16 protein-coding genes are annotated in these 17900 nt (G+C 69.7%); 2 read left to right on the top strand and 14 right to left on the bottom strand.

Going from position 1 to position 17900, the window contains the following annotated elements; translation table 11 throughout:
- Positions 1-39 precede the first annotated feature (39 nt).
- Genes VC184_RS04825 through VC184_RS04810 form a run of 4 tightly spaced genes read right to left on the bottom strand, consistent with a single transcriptional unit; the run spans position 40 to position 3857 of the window.
- The gene (locus VC184_RS04825) at positions 40-1782 is read right to left on the bottom strand and encodes a choice-of-anchor G family protein (RefSeq protein WP_323987437.1); all 1743 of its coding nucleotides are present in this window, start codon (positions 1780-1782) and stop codon (positions 40-42) included.
- On the bottom strand, positions 1779-2540 hold the full coding sequence (locus VC184_RS04820; RefSeq protein ID WP_323987436.1) for a hypothetical protein: 762 nt from the start codon (positions 2538-2540) through the stop codon (positions 1779-1781). The genes VC184_RS04825 and VC184_RS04820 overlap by 4 nt, the downstream gene beginning before the upstream one ends.
- A gap of 16 nt (positions 2541-2556) precedes the next feature.
- Positions 2557-3162 carry a signal peptidase I gene (locus tag VC184_RS04815; RefSeq protein ID WP_323987434.1) on the bottom strand — a complete coding sequence of 202 codons (606 nt, stop codon included), beginning with the start codon at positions 3160-3162 and terminating at the stop codon, positions 2557-2559.
- Positions 3163-3167: 5 nt separating this feature from the next.
- Positions 3168-3857, bottom strand: a complete 690-nt coding sequence (locus VC184_RS04810) for a SipW-dependent-type signal peptide-containing protein (RefSeq protein WP_323987433.1) — start codon at positions 3855-3857, stop codon at positions 3168-3170.
- A gap of 289 nt (positions 3858-4146) precedes the next feature.
- On the opposite strand from VC184_RS04810, the gene VC184_RS04805 reads away from it, so the two are divergent.
- Positions 4147-6723 (top strand): LuxR C-terminal-related transcriptional regulator, encoded by a 2577-nt coding sequence (locus VC184_RS04805; RefSeq protein ID WP_323987432.1) that lies wholly within the window; start codon positions 4147-4149, stop codon positions 6721-6723.
- A 13-nt stretch (positions 6724-6736) separates the two neighbouring features.
- Here the strand turns inward: VC184_RS04805 and VC184_RS04800 are convergent, their stop codons facing one another.
- From VC184_RS04800 to VC184_RS04755, 10 genes are all read right to left on the bottom strand, one after another.
- The gene (locus VC184_RS04800; protein ID WP_323987431.1) at positions 6737-7237 is read right to left on the bottom strand and encodes a regulatory protein RecX; all 501 of its coding nucleotides are present in this window, start codon (positions 7235-7237) and stop codon (positions 6737-6739) included.
- 215 nt (positions 7238-7452) lie between these two features.
- A complete protein-coding gene (gene recA, locus VC184_RS04795) occupies positions 7453-8505 on the bottom strand; it encodes a recombinase RecA (protein ID WP_274177548.1) in 1053 nt (350 codons plus the stop codon).
- A 279-nt stretch (positions 8506-8784) separates the two neighbouring features.
- Entirely contained in the window at positions 8785-9009 is a 225-nt protein-coding gene (locus VC184_RS04790) for a DUF3046 domain-containing protein (protein ID WP_112613755.1), read from the bottom strand.
- Between the two features lie 15 nt (positions 9010-9024).
- Positions 9025-9345 carry a helix-turn-helix domain-containing protein gene (locus VC184_RS04785; protein WP_112613753.1) on the bottom strand — a complete coding sequence of 107 codons (321 nt, stop codon included), beginning with the start codon at positions 9343-9345 and terminating at the stop codon, positions 9025-9027.
- Between the two features lie 157 nt (positions 9346-9502).
- Positions 9503-10048, bottom strand: a complete 546-nt coding sequence (locus tag VC184_RS04780; protein ID WP_114587978.1) for a CinA family protein — start codon at positions 10046-10048, stop codon at positions 9503-9505.
- Positions 10045-10617, bottom strand: a complete 573-nt coding sequence (gene pgsA / locus VC184_RS04775) for a CDP-diacylglycerol--glycerol-3-phosphate 3-phosphatidyltransferase (RefSeq protein WP_112613749.1) — start codon at positions 10615-10617, stop codon at positions 10045-10047. Before pgsA ends, VC184_RS04780 begins: the two co-directional genes overlap by 4 nt.
- A gap of 17 nt (positions 10618-10634) precedes the next feature.
- Positions 10635-13355, bottom strand: a complete 2721-nt coding sequence (locus tag VC184_RS04770) for an FtsK/SpoIIIE family DNA translocase (RefSeq protein ID WP_323987430.1) — start codon at positions 13353-13355, stop codon at positions 10635-10637.
- A gap of 48 nt (positions 13356-13403) precedes the next feature.
- Positions 13404-15080 carry a ribonuclease J gene (locus VC184_RS04765; RefSeq protein ID WP_269266686.1) on the bottom strand — a complete coding sequence of 559 codons (1677 nt, stop codon included), beginning with the start codon at positions 15078-15080 and terminating at the stop codon, positions 13404-13406.
- A 52-nt stretch (positions 15081-15132) separates the two neighbouring features.
- A complete protein-coding gene (dapA, locus tag VC184_RS04760) occupies positions 15133-16110 on the bottom strand; it encodes a 4-hydroxy-tetrahydrodipicolinate synthase (protein WP_112613743.1) in 978 nt (325 codons plus the stop codon).
- Positions 16111-16267: 157 nt separating this feature from the next.
- Positions 16268-17110 (bottom strand): type IV toxin-antitoxin system AbiEi family antitoxin domain-containing protein, encoded by an 843-nt coding sequence (locus VC184_RS04755; RefSeq protein ID WP_282502284.1) that lies wholly within the window; start codon positions 17108-17110, stop codon positions 16268-16270.
- A gap of 223 nt (positions 17111-17333) precedes the next feature.
- Between VC184_RS04755 and VC184_RS04750 the strand changes: the two genes are divergently transcribed.
- Positions 17334-17873 (top strand): NUDIX hydrolase, encoded by a 540-nt coding sequence (locus VC184_RS04750; protein WP_323987429.1) that lies wholly within the window; start codon positions 17334-17336, stop codon positions 17871-17873.
- Positions 17874-17900: the final 27 nt, after the last annotated feature.

The raw sequence follows: 17900 nt of genomic DNA, 5'->3' as shown, positions 1-17900 counted from the left end.
ACCCGCGAAGGCCGACCCCACGATCGGTGATGGGAACCGTCAGGGCGCGGTGACCGGACCCGCCGACGCCGTGGCGAACGTCGCGACCGCGATACCGCCGAGGCCGTCCGCCAGTCCGAGCCGCAGGGCAGCGACCTTGTACTCGGCGGTCGACTCACCCGACGCCGCCGTGAACGTCGCGTCCGGCGGCGCGTTCGGCTGATCGGGCTGGACATTGACCATCAGCGATACCACCGACGGCAGAGCGTCGACCACGGAGCCGAGCGCCGTGATGACTGCGGTCACCGCCGTCGCGAGCGTGCCGCCGAGGGTCGTGAGCGCCCCGGTGATCGTGGTCGTCAGCGTGTTCGCCAGGGTCGAGACCAGGCTGGAGCCCAGTTGCCTAACCGTGCTCAACAGCTGCGAAACGTTGGGCAGGCCCAGCGCTGTGAGCAGTGCGTCGACGGCGGCGCCCGTGCCGACGGCATTCGCGCCGATCGTCAGCACCGCGGTCCCGTCCAGCAGGGCTCCGAGCGGGCCGACGAACCCGATGTCAGCCGTGAGCACATTCAGGCCGGGAAGGATGCCGATGCCCGGCGCAGCCACGACGGCTTCGAGCGCGACCGTGACCGTCGCCTCACGGAGCTCCGCGGTGAGCGCAGCGACGATCTGCGACGACCAGTTGTCGAGCAGGACGCCGGCGCGATCCACGATCGGGTTCAGCACGGCGTCGTTGAGGACGATCTCGGTGTTCGGCGCCGCATTGTTGAGGGAGGGCAGAAGGGCGTCGAGGTCGACGTCGATCGTGCCCGCCTGCAGGTCGATCGTGACGACCCCGTCGGTGAGAGGCGTGTTCAGCAGCGTGGCGACCGACCCCAGGAGGTCGAGTCCGGTGATCGAAACGTTCCCACCGACCCTCGTGGTGAGGATGCCGGGCAGCCCGGCGTCGACCCCGGCGCCGATGGACGAGCCGATGAGCCCGCCCGGCCCGGTCAGCTGACCGACCACGCCGCCGAGCGTGTTCACGGCGGTGGTGGTCGTGCTCACGAGGCTCTGGACGACCGGGGCGTCGAGCTGCAGTCCGAGCCCGGCGATGCCGTAATCCCGCACGACGGCGCTCGCGGGCGCCGTCTCTCCCCACAGCTGATCGCGCAGCAACGCGCACCCGTCGACCTGCGAGCTGGCCGCGACCGCGCCGACCTCGAGGTTGGCGTCGGCGATCCCGGTGACGGCCGGGAGGATGCCGCTCAGCCCGACGCGCGCACGTGCGGGCAGGGATGCCGGGGGCGTCGTGTCCGACACGAGCACGGCCCCGGAGTCGTTGACGAGCCCGGACGCACCTGCCACCGAACCGTCGGCGGTCACCCTCGCATACTGGTTCACGGCGCCCAGCGCCGCTCCCGGCAGACCGACGGTGAAGCCGGTCAGGTCGACGTTGATCGCGCTGAGAGCCGTCACGTCGAACGGGTTGGCGTAGACGTACGATTCCGGCGGTGCCGAGCCGAGGTCGATCGCGTTGGACGGTGACACCGTGACGTCGCCCGCGCCGTCGAGGGCGAGGACCATCTGCTCGAGGTCGGCGAGGGGATCCAGGTCGAGCCCGAGGAGCGAACCGCTCAAGAAGCGGCCGGAGGCGACGGAGGCGAATCCTGTGCCGTCGGCGCAGTCGAGCGTGGAAGTGCCGACCTCTCCGTGTACCCACTCCGCCGTGTTCCAGGCGGCCGTCGTCGCCGTCACCGTCATCGGCACACCGACGACGGCCACCGCCGCGATAGCCACTACGGATCGGGTTCGAGTCTTCATGCGCGGGCCTCCCGGCGGTGCAGGCGCAGGGCGAGGCCCGCGGCGAGGAATCCTCCGGCGAGCGCCAGAACGGCGGCCAGAGCGGACAGGTCGCCACCGGTCGCCGGAAGCCCGGGCAGACCAGAGCCGGGGGTCGGTGCAGCCGGGGGCTGCTGTTGCGGCGGGACGGCGTCGTCGATGGCGACAGCCGTCAGCACGAGACCGACGTCACCGGTCAGCCCCATCAGGGTCGTGTCGGCGCGGGCTTCGTCGCTGTCCTCGACCCCGATCGTGACCAGAAGGCTCACCGGCTCCCCCGCAGCGAGGTCGGGCAGGTCGAAGGTCGGGCTGGAGAACCGGTAGTCGTCCGTAGGAGACGCCACTGTCACGGGCGCAGCACCCGATGCGCAGACCGGCGCATCGGGCAGCCCCGTCCACTCCTCGGCGCAGGACTGCACGCCGATCTCGAGGCCCCGCGGGTGCGCGACGAGGTCGCCGTCCTTCCGCAGCTCGAGCGCGAGAGTCGCGGTCGACGCATCCTCCAGTCGTGCCTGCACCTGCCACGCTCGCGTCTCGCCAGGGCTCACATCGCGGAACTCCGCGGGATAGGGGTCGGCGGCGAGCACGAGGCGTCCGGGGGCGCCCGTTTCGGGCACCTCCACGAGGGCCGCATTCGCGGCTCCCGCCAGCAGGACCGTCCCCGTCATCAGGAGCGCGACGGAGCCCGCGGCAGCCGAGACGACGGCGACGCGATGACCGTGCGACGATGCACGTTTCATGGGTGGTTCTCCTTGTTCACATCTGGTGAGCGTCGGGGACGGCGCGCGTCGGCGTGGGCCAGAGTGCCCAGGCGATCGCCAGGGCGATGGCGACGCTGGCCACGATCATCACGGCCGGTGTCTGCGCCCACAGCACGATCGAGCCGAGCACCGGCACACTGACGAGCACACGAGGGGCCTCATCGATGACATAGGTCTGACTGTCGGCGAAGTCGTTGTCATCGCCCTGCAGCGTCAGCTCGCGTTCGCCCGGTGCCGTCGCGCCCTCGTCGATGGCGACGATCCGGTGCGTCACCGGCTGTCCGGTGTCGGGGCGCGGCACCGTGACGACGTCGCCGATGCGCAGGTCGGCGGCATCCGTCAGCTGTGAGATCGCGGCCGTTCCGACGGGCATGGTCGGCGACATCGAGCCGGTGACGAAGACGACGATCGAGAGGCCCCACAGCCAGGCGGCGAGAAGCCACGCGATCGTGACGATGCCGATCACGCCGATCAGCGTGATCACGACATCGCGGATCCGGCCGAGCCGGGGAGAACCGACGGGCTGGGCTCCCCCCGACTCGGCCATGTCGCCGCCGTCCCGTGCCGCCGCAGCGTCGTCGGTGGTGACGTGCGTCGGCATCGGGATCAGGACTCCGCCTGGAACTCCCACGCGGGAGCGACGGTCAGCCCCATGTAGTCATCGATCGTCGTGCCCGGTGCGAGCGTCAGGGGATCGGGAAGCGAGATCTCGAAGCAGTACACCTGGGTGCTGCCGGCGTCTGCGACGAGCGACTGGCTGGCGCTGCCGCCGGTCGTCGCGAGCGGGCCATCGGCGATGAGGGTCGCCGTCGCCCCCGCGGCGAAGGCGGTGGCATCGCACGTGAAGGCGACGGTGTCGGTGGCGACGCGCACGTTCAGCGCGTCGAAGAGCAGACCCGACGCGTCGTTCGTCGTGATCCCCGCACCCGGCACCGCGGCCTGAAGCTCGACATCGCCGGCGATCGAGTCCGGTGCTGTGCGCAGCGCGACGGCCGCGTACACCGTGTCGCCCGGAGTCAGATCGAGGGCATCCGGCCCGAAGACGATTTCCCCGCCGGGGTTGGCGGGCTCGTTCACCCAGTCTCCCGCCGTGGTGAAGGGAGCGACGGTGTTCTGCTCGACCGAGAACGTCGACGTGCCGACGCCGGGTCCGCCGGCGCCGTTGCCGCCGAAGACCCATTCGGTGTCGGTCCAGGCAGCCAGTGTGGCGGTGACGCCCAGCCCCAGCGCTGCCCCGCCGGCGGCGATGGCGAAGACCTTGCGGCGGGTCGTCCCCGGTGTGGTCGCAGTGTTCATGTTCGGAATTCCCCCTCGTGTCGCCCGGCCTCGTGTCGGCCGGATCCGGTGTGGTTCGAGGCGACGCTAGGGGTGGCGGAAGCGACGCGACAGCGATCGATCAGCGCTCCAGTGGTGAAATGCGTAGCGTCGGCCCCGTTGACCGACGACGATGAGCCATGAGGTCCGCGAATCAGTAGACACTCAGCGAAACCTCAGTAGTCCGGACCGTGCCTACCGATAGCCCCGTTCGAGTCGCCTGGGTAGGTTGTGACCGGAAGCCAGATCTCGCTGGGGAGAGGAGCTGGGCATGGCACGGTGGGAGAACCCGGAGCAATCGCGACGCGCACATGACCAGGGGTACGACGTCGTCGGAGACGAGACTTTGCCGGATGCCGTCGCCGATGCGCTCATCGATGGCCGGTCGGTCGTCATGGGCGGGCCACTCGGGTCCGGCAAGAGCTTCCTCCGGTCGCGCGTCGTCGACGCGCTCCGGCACCGGGGCGAAGATCCGATCGTCGTCCGAGCCTCAGCAGTGCTCCGTCGGACCTACGCCAATGTCCTCGAGGCAGTGTCCGACCCCCGCGCCCTCGCGCTTCTGGGCGGCGGGTCGCCCACAACACCCCCGATCGTCGTGGTCGACGACGCGCAGGAGCTCGACGCGGTGTCTCTCGCCGCGCTGTTCCGAGCGGTTCATTCGGGGCGAGCGACCGTGCTCATGGCGGTGACCGAGCCTCGCCTGCCCACGAGCAGCACGGACGAGGTCGTCGACGTCATCCATGACCTGTGGCTGTCGGGGTCGGCCGATCGGATCGAGCTCCCCCGGCTCTCCCCCCGCGACGCTGACCGACTGCTCTCCGTCTTCGCGCCGGACGACCCGTTCGACAGCGTGACGCGTGCCACGATCCTCTGGTCCGCCGACGGCTCACGGCTGCTGCTCCGGGCGCTCGTCGACGCCAGTCTCGCCGCGCTGGCGGAGGGCCGCGACCCGCTCGTCGCTATCGCCGACGGCGCGTCTCACGGCTCACTCGCAGCCGTCCTCCACGCCCACGTCCGAGATCTCGACGACGACCAGCTGCGGGCGCTCATCCTCATCGACCGAGCCCCGGGCATCTCGCGCGCCGACGCAACGCGGCTCGTGCCCGCCGCCGTCGTGAACGAGCTGCGCGCGTGCGGATTGGTGTACGACGACGGCAGCGCCTGCCATCGGCTCAGCGCAAACCGAGTGCTGGCGCGCGCCGCGGAGCGCGTGTGCGGCAGGGAGCGCTCGGAGGCGGTGATCTCCGACGCGCTGGATCGGCTGCACCGAGACGACGGGCGCTGGTGGAGCACCCCGCTCGCTCGGCTGCTCGCGGACCGCTGGGTGCGTACCGTCGCGCGTCCCTCCGACCTCGACGACGTCTCGCTGGGGTTCGTCGAGCGGGTGATCCTCAGCGCGGCGCAGGACGCGAACGACACCGGCGACGCAGCCGACGCCGGCGCTTACACCGCCTGGATCACGAGCGACGTCGATGCACCCGCGATCAGGCGCGAGCACCATCTGGCGGCGGCCGGCCTCGGTGGCGGGCACGCGGTGCTGCCGGTGCTCGACCTCGCCGAGAACGAACGGCGGCGTGCGCAGACGCTCGTCACGGCGCGCCCCACCGATGGTGCGCGGGCGGCGGACGTCCGCCACATCGTCGCAGACGACGCCCTCGTGCGATCACGCGAGGCTGTCGCCGACCTGCGGCTGCGCGATGCCGTGGTCCTGACCGAGCACGTCCGTCGCGATCCGACCACGTCTCTCTTCCGCGACCGCGTCGATGTCGAGCTCCTCGCCGGCATGGCGCGCGCCTATCTCGGCGAGACCGCGGCGATGCGAGAGGCCCTGGACCGCGCGACGCGCCTGTTCACCTCAGGGGCCAGCTTCGAGGACACCCTCGATCGGCTCGCGGCGCGGTCGTACGATCTCGCGTGCCACACCGTCGCGGGAACGGATGACCGGGAGACGGTCGAGCGTCTGGCTTTCGAACGCGACATGGCCGTGCGAGCGGGCGGCCCCGCGCTCGCGGCGGCATCACTCGCGGCGGTCCTGGTGGAGGTCAGAAACGGCCGAGCTCTCGCCGCGCGACGTGAGCTGCGGGCGGCCGCTGAGCGGGCCCCTCACCTCGGCAGCGAATCGCTCGCGATGATCGAGCTCGAGACGGCGTACGCCCTGGCGCTGTTCGATCATCCGCGGGAGGCCCGGCAGTTGCTCGGCTCCGTCGACGTGACGTCCGCCGCGAGCCGGATGCTGCGGCATTCCTTCGCGGCGACCTCGTCGGTCGTCGCCGCAGCGGAGGGGCGGATCAGCGAGGCGCATGCTCAAGCCGCAGATGCCTGGGCGCTCAGCAGCGTCACGGATGCCGTCATGCTCCAGATCCGCGACGTGCATCGTCTCGCGGTCCTCGGTCACCCCCACGTGGAGCAGACGCTGGAGGTGGTGCGCGGAATCATCGGGCGTGTCGAGGCCCCCTGTGGGCACGCACTCATGCGCGATGCGGAGTCAGCCGCTGCGGACGGTGAGCGCGCCGTCGAGCTGTCTGCCGGAGTGCTGCGGCGACTCCGCGCGGCTCTTTCTCTTCGCGAGGGGCGCGACGTCACCCCGGAGGCTTCGCAACCCGCATCGTCCGCGCTGCTGACAGCACGCGAGCGCGAAATCGCTCACCTGGTCGCGGACGGCCTGTCGAACCGCAGGATCGCCGAGGTCCTCTTCGTGTCCGTGCGGACGGTGGAGTCGCACATGTACCAGGCGCGGGCGAAAGTCGGTGCCTCGACACGACGAGAACTCGGCGCAGCCGTCGCGGGCGAAGCGAGGCCCGAGAAGAGGCCGACGTCACCGCCCTCGCAAATGAACGCGCGGCGGTGATCGTTCGGATCCGTCAGCCGTCTTGGTCCGAGAGCGCCTGACGTGCTGCATCCAGCGCGACGGACCCGCGGAAGCCCCGGCGCGCGAGTTGCCCGTGCAACCGCCGAAGTGCGACGTCGTGATCGAGCCCCGACATCCCGCGCGCGCGCTGCCGAGCGAACTCGAGCGCGCGCTCGCCCTCGTCGTCGGGTAGTGAGGCCATGGCGATATCGATGACCTCACGGTCGAGGCCGCGACGAGACAGCGTCTGCGCGATCGCGGTGGCGCCCTGCGCCTTGCGCCCGAGCGCCCCGTCGAGCAGTTGCTCCGCCAGCCGACTGTCATCGAGATAGCCGTTGTCGAGGAAAGCGGCGATGACGGCATCGGCGTCAGCCTCGGCGAGTTCCGCCTCGCGCAGGACGTCGCGAGCCTCGCGCACGGACAGCGACCTGCCGCGCAGGCGTTTGAGCAGCGTGCGCTCGGCACGCGCGCGCACGGCGGCATCGTCCGCGGGGGCTTCGTCAGCGGACCTCACCGCTGCCGGCTCGACGGGAGCCGGTCGAACCGCGGGCGACGGACGGGAAGCAGCTGTTCGCGGTTCGGTGGTCCAGGTGGTGTGCCACTTCTGGCCGTCATCCGGGACGCGCGCGCTTCGCGGGCGAGGCGCCGACGGGGCGGCATCCGCTTGCCCGAAGAGCGGGATGACGGGGGCGAGGCGCTCGGCCTCGCCCCCGTCGTGATCCGTAGCGCTCACGCCGGGCGGCGCGCCGCGAGGTCGTCGCCCTGGACCGGAGCAGGGGCAGCGGGCTGACCGATATCGAGCTTCTGCTTGATCTTGTTCTCGATGTCGGCGGCGATGTCGGCGTTCTTGATCAGGAAGTTGCGGGCGTTCTCCTTGCCCTGACCGAGCTGCTCACCGTCGTACGTGTACCAGGCGCCCGACTTCTTGACGATGCCGTGCTCGACACCGAAGTCGATCAGGCTGCCCTCGCGAGAGATCCCGACGCCGTAGAGGATGTCGAACTCGGCCTGCTTGAACGGCGGCGCCATCTTGTTCTTGACGACCTTGACGCGCGTGCGGTTGCCGACCGCTTCGGTACCGTCCTTCAGCGTCTCGATACGGCGGATGTCGAGGCGAACCGACGCGTAGAACTTCAACGCCTTACCGCCGGCGGTCGTCTCGGGCGAGCCGAAGAAGACACCGATCTTCTCGCGCAGCTGGTTGATGAAGATGGCCGTCGTCTTGGTCTGGTTCAGGCCACCGGTCAGCTTGCGGAGCGCCTGCGACATGAGGCGTGCCTGCAGACCGACGTGAGAGTCGCCCATCTCGCCCTTGATCTCGGCCTCGGGAACGAGCGCAGCGACGGAGTCGATGACGACGAGGTCGATCGCCCCGGAGCGGATCAGCATGTCGGCGATCTCGAGCGCCTGTTCACCTGTGTCGGGCTGCGAGACCAGCAACGCGTCGATGTCGACGCCCAGCTTCTGAGCGTAAGACGGGTCGAGCGCGTGCTCGGCGTCGATGAACGCGGCAATACCGCCCGCACGCTGCGCGTTGGCGATGGCGTGCAGGGTCAGCGTCGTCTTACCCGATGACTCGGGTCCGTAGATCTCGATGATGCGGCCACGCGGGAGACCTCCGATGCCGAGAGCGACGTCGAGGGCGATCGACCCCGTCGGCACGACCTCGACGGGCGCGCGCTCGTCGGAGCCGAGGCGCATGACCGATCCCTTTCCGAACTGACGGTCGATCTGGGCGAGGGCCGATTCGAGGGCCTTCTCGCGGTCAGCGGGTGATGGCATGGCGTGCTCCTTATGCTCGCGTTTCCGACGCCTGTAGGCTGTCGCGCTCCCGGCTCGGTGCCGGGATGCTGCGACAAGGCATGGTGTGTCTCTCGACGCTGTCCACGGTACGGAGGGCCTCCGACATTCGTCGGCTACCGGGCCGTATCCGGGGATCCTCGACGGGATGAACCACCTGTGCAGGACACTACGCCCGTTTCGAACGAATATTCGACGACACGCCGCAACATCCGGTTCAGCATCGAACACGCACGGCGTCGGCGACCGCACGTGGGACCGTCAGCGTTCCCGCGGATCCAGCCGCCCGACCCCGTAACGTCGGGGCTCGGGTACGTCGGCCTCGACGCACAACGCGAGCCATACGGCGCGAGGCGGCTCGCCGTCGGCCAATGCCTGGCGCGCGGTGCGGTCGCCCAGCGGCCCCAGCGCGAGATCGTCGATCAGAGCAGGACCGCGGCCGGCGAACTCCGCCTCGACGGCGCGATCGAATTCACTGCGACGCATCGGACCGCGCGAAGCTCAGTGCAGCGAGAGCTCGGGTGCGATGAGGTCGTTGTCGAGACCCGCGATGTCGTCGGGCACGACATCCGAGAGCACCGGCAGCCCCTCCAGCACGGAGATGCGGTCGCCGACTTCGCGCATGATGCTCGAGATCGGCACGTCGAGGGCTTCGGCCACCGCGGCGAGGATCTCGCTCGATGCTTCCTTCTGACCGCGCTCGACCTCGCTCAGATAGCCGAGCGCGACGCTGGCGCGGCTGGCCACCTGCCGGAGCGTGCGACCCTTCTGCAGGCGGAGGTCACGCAGAACATCGCCGATCTCCTGTCGAACCAAGATCATCTCGGACCCCCTCCTTCGTCGTGGTGCTGGCTTGTCCCGGGTGGACAACGGTATCTCATCAGCACGCCACCCTAGCCCGCACCTGCTGTGGGTCGGATGAGAGTTGACATGCGCTGCTCACGATGACAAGAACCGCGATCGCCGCTCGTCTATTCCGTCACAGCGCGTCGAGCGCCAACCGGATCGCCCGGGCGGTGGCCTCCGCGCGGATCTGCGCACGGTCGCCCCCGAGGTGCAGGCTCTCGACCCGCACACCGAGCGCCGTCGCCACCGCGATGTGCACCGTTCCGACGGGCTGTCCATCAGGTGAGCCCGGTCCCGCAATACCGGTCGTGGCGATGCCGACATCCGCCACTGCATCGCCCGGCCCGAGCGCGGCGCGCGCACCCTCGGCCATCTGACGCGCGACCCGCGGGTGCACCGCCCCATGCGCCTCGAGCAGTGCGCCATCGACGTGGAGCAACCGCTGCTTCAGCTCGGTCGCATAGGCGACGACTCCGCCGCGCACCACCGACGACGCTCCCGAGACCGCGACGAGCTCGGCGACCACGAGTCCGCCTGTCAGCGACTCGGCCACGGCGAGCGTCCACCCCAGCTCGCCGAGTCGCTCGATGAGGCGCTCAGCGTCGGTGCGCCGACCCGGCGAGACGAGTGTCGCCTCGACATCATCCGGGAGGTCGTGGACATGCTCGCGCGCCGTCACGATCCCACTCCGCTCCGTCGCGCGCCGCGGACGGCGGTGATGACGTAATCGATGCCGCTCGCGACGGTCAGCAGCACGGCGATCCACATCGCGATGCCGTTGACCACGTGGATCCAGTCGCCGACGATCGTCCACAGCGGCAGGAGGGCCAGTGACAGTGCGATCGCCTGTGCGACGGTCTTGAGCTTGCCCATCCACGCCGCGGCGACGACGTGATCGCCCGCGACGATGAGCCGATGCACGGTGATGCCCAGCTCGCGCACGAGCACAACGATGGTGACCGCCCAGGGAAGCTCGCCGAGCATCGAGAGCCCGACGAAGGCCAGGCCGGTCAGAACCTTGTCGGCGATCGGATCGAGCAGCTTTCCGAGATCCGTGACGATGCGGTACTTGCGGGCGAGGTACCCATCGATGCCGTCCGTCGCGATCGCGACGATGAAGAGCACGCCGGCCCACCAGCGCAAAGCGCCGTCCGCTCCCCCGTCGACCAGCAGCAGCCAGAGGAAGACGGGGGCGCACAGGATGCGCGCGATCGTGATCGCGTTGGGCAGTTGCCGAGGGATCGCCACGGAGCCGAGCCTATCCGTCAGTCGCGTCCGGTGAGGCCCCAGGCGTCTTCGGAGGCGTCGTCACCGTCGACGACCTTCAGCCCCTCGAACTGCGCTTCGACGGGGTCGACGGCGCCGCCGGCGGGAGCGGCAGCCGCGGGAGCCGGCGGGTCCTCTCCCCGCAGCCGTGCCAGGACGGCCGGCAGCTGGTCGGGGGTGACGAGGACGTCACGCGCCTTCGAACCCTCCGAGGGCCCGACGATCTCGCGAGATTCGAGGAGGTCCATGAGGCGTCCGGCCTTGGCGAACCCGACGCGCAGCTTGCGCTGCAGCATCGACGTCGACCCGAACTGGGTCGACACGATCTGCTCGGCGGCGGCGAGCAGCAGCTCGAGGTCGTCACCGATGTCGGCGTCGATCTCCTTCTTCTCGGCGACCGCGGCCACGTCGGAGCGGTACTCCGGCTGGGCCTGGCCCTTCACGTGTGCGACGACCTTCTCGATCTCCGACTCCGCCACCCACGCGCCCTGCACACGGATGGCCTTCGACGTGCCCATCGGCAGGAAGAGGGCGTCGCCCTGACCGATGAGCCGGTCGGCGCCGGGCTGGTCGAGGATGACGCGGGAGTCCGTGACGCTCGTGACGGCGAACGCGAGCCGTGACGGCACGTTGGCCTTGATGAGGCCCGTCACGACGTCGACCGACGGTCGCTGGGTCGCGAGCACGAGGTGGATGCCGCTGGCGCGTGCGAGCTGGGTGATGCGGACGATCGAGTCCTCGACGTCGCGCGGAGCGACCATCATGAGGTCGGCGAGCTCGTCGACGACGACCAGGAGGTAGGGGTACGGCTTGAGCACGCGCTCACTGCCCGCCGGGAGCTGGATCTCACCGGCCACGACGGCCTTGTTGAAGTCGTCGATGTGACGGAAGCCGAACGACGCGAGATCGTCGTACCGCATGTCCATCTCTTTCACGACCCACTGCAGCGCCTCGGCCGCCTTCTTCGGGTTCGTGATGATGGGGGTGATCAGGTGCGGCACGCCGGCGTAGCTCGTGAGCTCGACGCGCTTGGGGTCGATGAGGACCATCCGGACGTCGGTGGGCTTCGCCCGCATCAGCAGGCTCGTGATCATCGAGTTCACGAAGCTCGACTTACCCGATCCGGTCGAACCGGCGACGAGCAGGTGAGGCATCTTCGCGAGGTTCGCGACGACGAATCCGCCGCCGACATCCTTGCCGACGCCGATCGTCATCGGGTGGGTCGACGAGGTCGCGGCGTTCGAGCGCAGCACGTCTCCGAGCGTGACGATCTCGCGGTCGGTGTTGGGGATCTCGACGCCGATCGCGCTCTTCCCGGGGATGGGCGCGAGGATGCGAACCTCGTTCGAGGCGACGGCGTAGGCGATGTTGTTCGTCAGGGCCGTGATCTTCTCGACCTTGGTGCCGGGCCCGACCTCGATCTCGTACTGCGTGACTGTCGGCCCACGCGAGAACCCGGTGACCTTGGCGTCGATCGAGAACTGCTCGAAGACACCGGTGATGGCCCGCACGATCGCGTCGTTCGCCTCGGACCGCGTCTTGGCGGGGGTGCCGGCGCCGAGCGCCGCGACGGCGGGCAGGCGGTACGGCGTCGCCGGGGGCTGACCGTGGAAGTCGCCGCCGAGGCCGGTGAGCCCGGGCAGCTCTTCGATCTCACCGGTGTCGTGGTCATCGCGCACGGCGGTGTCGGCCGGTCGGCCGGAACGCGCGGCCGTGGCCGCCCGCTCGATGACGGAGGGGTCGATGATCTCGGTCGGCGCGTCGGGAAGCGGGGGCGGCGTGGCGACGGCCTGCTCGAATCCGCCGGCGACGGAACCGGCGACGGAGGGGCCGAGAAGCTCGGTGAGGTCCTGCGACGCACTGCCGTCGTCGGGATCCTCCTCGCGGCCGCTCTTGTTGCGACGCCACCACGGCAGCGCGTCTTCGTCCTCGTCGTCCACTTCCGCGGGCGCCGCCTTCTTGCCCTTCTTCGGCGAGAAGGCGACGGTCGGAGCGTCGCCATCGGGGTCGGCGGCCGGACGCTCGGCGCCGAACATCCAGGCGTACAGGTCGCCGAGGCGGCTGCCGATACGGTTCGGCGGCGTCTTGGTGAGGATGAGGATGCTGAGGACCGTGACGAGACCCAGGACGGCCGCAGCCCCGTAGACGGTGAGGATGGTCAGCGGCTCCCCCACGGCCCATCCGAACAACCCGCCCGACGCGCTCAGCTCGAGCGCACCGGCCTTGGGCTCGGGGCGCGTGCCGAAGACATGGCAGAACCCCGCCACAGAGAGGATGAACAGGCCGAAACCGATGCCGATACGCCCGTTGTCGTTGACCGACGCGGGATGCCGGAACAGCCAGCCCGCGAGGAAGAGCAGCAGCACCGGCATGATGAACGCCTCACGACCGATGAGGAAGCCCACCGTGTAGGCGCTCACGAGCGTGCCGGCCTCGGTTCCGATCATGAACCATTCGACCGCCGCGCCCGCGATCGCGAGCAGCACGAGGAGGAAGGGCAGCCCGTCGCGACGCTGGTCCTTCTCGAGCGTCTCGGGTCCGAATGCACGGAACATTCCGCCCGTGGCGTGGGCGAGCCCCATCCAGGCGCGCGCGATCACCGGAGGCCGGTCGGCCTCGTCGACGTATCGCTTGGGTGTCGGTTCGCTCTTGCGGGCGCGCGAGGTCGAGGTCTTCGCCGGTGCGCGGCGTCCGGAGGGCGCGTTCGTGCTCCTGGCCATTCCTCCACGGTACGCGGGGGTTCCCCCATTACCGCGGAACGACGCGGGTCAGGCCTCGATGACGACCGGGACGATCATCGGGCGACGTCGGAGCGACTGGTTCACCCAGCGGCCGATCGTGCGGCGGACGACCTGTGAGAGCGCGTGGTTGTCTCGCGTCCCCGATTGCACGGCCTCCGCGAGCGCAGCCGCGATCTTCGGCTTGACGCCCTCGAACACCGCGTCGTCCTCGGCGACACCACGCGCGTGGATGTCCGGGCCGCTCACGACTCGTCCCGTCTTGCCGTCCACGACGACGATGACCGAGATGAAGCCTTCCTCGCCCAAAATCCGACGGTCCTTGAGATCGGCGTCGGTGATCTCGCCCACGGTCGAGCCGTCGACGTACACGAAGCCGATGTCGAGCTGGCCGACGACCTCCGCGACGCCGTCCTTGAGGTCGACGACGGTACCGTTCTCGGCCAGGATCGTGCGATCCTCCGGAACGCCGGTGTCCTGCGCGAGTTTCGCGTTCGCCATCAGGTGACGGTACTCCCCGTGCACCGGGAGCACGTTGCGCGGCTTGAGGATGTTGTAGCAGTACAGCAGCTCGCCCGCGGCGGCGTGTCCCGACACGTGCACCTTGGCGTTGCCCTTGTGCACGACGTTCGCGCCGAGCTTGGTCAGCCCGTCGATGACGCGGTAGATCGCGTTCTCGTTGCCCGGGATCTGGCTCGACGCCAGGATGACGGTGTCTCCCGGCCCGGGCTCGATCGCGTGCTCGAGGTTGGCCATGCGCGAGAGCACGGCCATCGGCTCGCCCTGGGAGCCCGTCGACATGTAGACGATGCGATCGTCGGGCAGGTCCTTGGCCTTCTTGTAGTCGATGAGCACGCCGTCGGGGACGTTGAGGTACCCCAGGTTCTCGGCGATGGTCATGTTGCGGACCATGCTGCGGCCGAGGAAGGCGACGCGGCGACCGTTCGCGGCCGCGGCATCCACGACCTGCTGCACGCGGTGCACATGGCTCGAGAAGCTCGCGACGATGACACGGCGCGGCGACTTGCTGATGACCTGGTCGAGAACGGGACCGATGCCGCGCTCGGTCGGCGTGAAGCCGGGGACGTCCGCGTTGGTGGAGTCGACGAGGAACAGGTCGACGCCCTCCTCGCCCAGTCGCGCGAAGGCACGCAGGTCGGTGATGCGGCCGTCGAGCGGGAGCTGATCCATCTTGAAGTCACCCGTCGCGAGGACGAGCCCCGCGGGGGTACGGACGGCGACCGCGAGCGCGTCGGGGATCGAGTGGTTGACCGCGATGAACTCGAGGTCGAACGGACCGACCTGCTCCTCCTGCCCCTCGGTGACCGTCAGGGTGTAGGGGCGGATGCGGTGCTCCTTGAGCTTCGCCTCGATGAGGGCGAGCGTGAGTCCCGAGCCGATGAGGGGGATGTCACCCTTGAGCTTGAGCAGGTAGGGAACCGCCCCGATGTGGTCCTCGTGGCCGTGGGTCAGGACGACACCGACGATGTCGTCGAGGCGATGCTTGATCGGCTCGAAGTCGGGCAGGATCAGGTCGACGCCCGGCTGGTGCTCCTCGGGGAAGAGCACGCCGCAGTCGACGACGAGGAGCTTGCCCTCGTACTCGAAGACGGTCATGTTCCGGCCGACCTCGCCGAGGCCTCCGAGCGGGTACACCCGCAGCGTTCCGGGTTCGAGAGCGGGCGGGCTGAAGACGTTCGTGGGCATTGGCACGCTTCCTCGGGACGCCGACCTATGCGGCATCCTCATTTGTTTTCGTCTAGCGGGTCGTCCCGTGCACCTTGGGCAGGGCACCGCCGGCGGCGGCGTTACGGTCGGGACGGAAGTTGGAGAAATCGGCGCCCGGGACGCCCGAGACGAGGGCGAGCTCGTCCTCGATGATGGCGGCCTCCCACTCTTCGGGGCCGACGAGGGGCAGCCGCACGCGTGGGCTCGAGATGCGGCCCAGGCCGTGCAGGATGTACTTCGCACTCACGGTGCCCGGGACGTGCGTCATGACGGCGCGCACGAGGGGCTCGAGGCTCTTGTGCGCCGCGGTCGCCGCGGCGAGGTCGCCCCGGTTCACCGCGTCGACGATCGTGCGGTACGGGGTCGCGGTGATGTTCGCCGTGACGCCGATGAGGCCGCTCGCGCCGATGGAGAGGTGCGGCAGCACGTTGGCGTCGTCACCGGAGAAGTACATGAGGTCGGTCTGGTTCAGCACGCGGCTGACCTCGCTGAAGTCGCCCTTCGCGTCCTTGACCGCCAGGATGTTGGGGTGCTTGGCGAGGCGCAGGATCGTCTCGTACTTGATCGGAACACCCGTGCGTCCGGGGATGTCGTAGAGGATGACCGGCAGGTCGGTCGCATCGGCGACGAGGCGGAAGTGCGTCAGGATGCCGGCCTGCGTGGGCTTGTTGTAGTACGGCGTGACGATCATGATGCCGTCGGCGCCGGCCTTCTCGCTGGCCTTGTACAGCTCGATTGCGTGCGCGGTCTCGTTCGAGCCACCGCCCGTGATGATCTTCGCGCGACCGGCGGAGACCGACTTGCCGACCTCGACGAGGCGGAGCTTCTCGGGGTCGGTGAGCGTGCTCGTCTCGCCCGTCGTACCGGTGACGACGATGCCGTCGGCGCCGGCGGTGATGACGTCGTCGATGTGCTTCTCGACGGCGGGCCAGTCGACCTCACCGTCGGCGGTCATGGGAGTGACCAGCGCGACGAGGACCTGTCCGAAGGGATTGCCCGAGTGCGTCATGGTCTCAGGGTATCGGTTCCGCCTTTGCATCGCGTATGACCGACGGGCTGACTCCTGGTCGCCGATACGTTCGCAGGACCGGAGGTGCTGGTGGCGGCATGGCAGCGCCGCGAGGCGACATCCGCCCCGCCGGTCCGACGGATGTATCGCGACTGCGTCAGCGGCGTCGGCGGATCGCGTCGAGACGCGCGAGGACGGCTCGCTCGACGCGGGGCCAGTCGAAGACGACGAGGGCATAGTCGAAGCGCAGAGTCTCGTAGCCGATCGCCGCCGCTTCGGCGTCGCGCACGAGATCCTTGTGCCGCAGCGACGTGCCCTCGTGGTTGAGACGGCCGTCCACCTCTATGATGAGGCACCCCGCGACGAGGAAGTCGACCCGCCCCACGCCCGGGATGAGCACCTGACTCTCGACGGAGATGCCCAGCCGCGAGAGGCGCAGCCGCAGGAGGGACTCGAGCCCGCTGTCGGCATCGGGACGAGCGAGATCGACGAGGTATCGGAAGCGGGCCGGGAGCGCCAGGCGCACCTCCGCCCGGTCTGCGCGCGTGAGCAGGCCGAGCCGCCACGCCGACTCGAACGCCACGAAGAACACCTCCGCACCGAGGCATGAGGCCGCCTGCACGAGCGCGTGGACGAGCGAGACGGCACCGAATGCCGCTGGGTCCCCGTCGTGATGCGTGACGCAGCGGCATCCCGGGTGCGCGTGCACCCGCCCTGCACGCCCGACCCGCACGTGCAGGCGTCCCTGCGGCTCGAGCACCCACACGCCGCGCCGTCGCAACGCCGAAGCGCAGCACACCTCGCCGCCGTGGGCAGCGGCTTCGAGGACAGCCGGCTCGGCATCCGGAACCGCGTAGACACCGTGCCGGACCCTGATGAGCGCGCCCCTCTCGACCGCCCGCGCCAGCTGCAAACGAGTGACGCCTCGCGAGGTCAACCAGCGCGACCGCACGCACCCGCCCATCGCACGGATTCTCGTGGCCAGTTCGTATCCGGTCATTCACCGACGTTCGCCGCGAACGCGATCTCGTCGCTCCGGACATCGGCCGTCTGTGGAGGGAGCGGACCCGCTGCGGACTGGGGAGGAGCGCCGAGCGACCTCGAGTCGGATACAACCGTCGGACTCGCGGTGCAGGATGCGCCTCAGGGGCCGGCCGACGCGACACCAGCCCCGCCGGTCCGACAGATGTATCGCGGGGCGAGGGGCCCCCTAGGGTAGCGGCATGGCGTGGACGACGCGAAGCACCCGCACGACGTACGAGAACCGGTGGATCTCCGTTCGCGAGGACGAGGTGACCGGGCCGGCGGGAGACGGAATCTACGGCGTCGTCGAGATGCGGCATCCGGCCGTCTTCGTCGTGGCCGTCGACGAGCAGGACCGAGTCTGCTTCGTGGAGGTCGACCGCTACACGACGGGGCGTTCGCTCGAGGTGCCGGCGGGCGGGATCGACGGCGAGGAACCGCTCGTGGCTGCGAAGCGCGAACTGCTCGAGGAGACGGGCCTCGTAGCCGCCTCGTGGGAGGCCATCGGCCGGATGAATGCGCTCAACGGCATCGCGGTCGCCCCGGAACACGTCTTTCTCGCGCGCGGCCTCGCCGAGGCGGAGGACGCGGCGTCATCCCAGCGGGAAGAAGGCATCGAGCGCGTCGTGTGGATCCCGTTCGCCGAGGCCGTGCGTCAGGTCGCCGAGGGACGGATCGACGACGGCGAGACGGTCGCGGCGCTCGCGTACGCGGGCATCAGCCTGGGCCGATTCGTCTGAGTCGGTCCCGCGACGTCGCCCTCCGAC

The sequence above is a fragment of the Microbacterium plantarum genome (genome assembly GCF_035231185.1).
GTDB classification, from domain to species: Bacteria; Actinomycetota; Actinomycetes; order Actinomycetales; family Microbacteriaceae; genus Microbacterium; species Microbacterium plantarum.
This window is presented reverse-complemented; position numbering and strand designations above follow the sequence as displayed.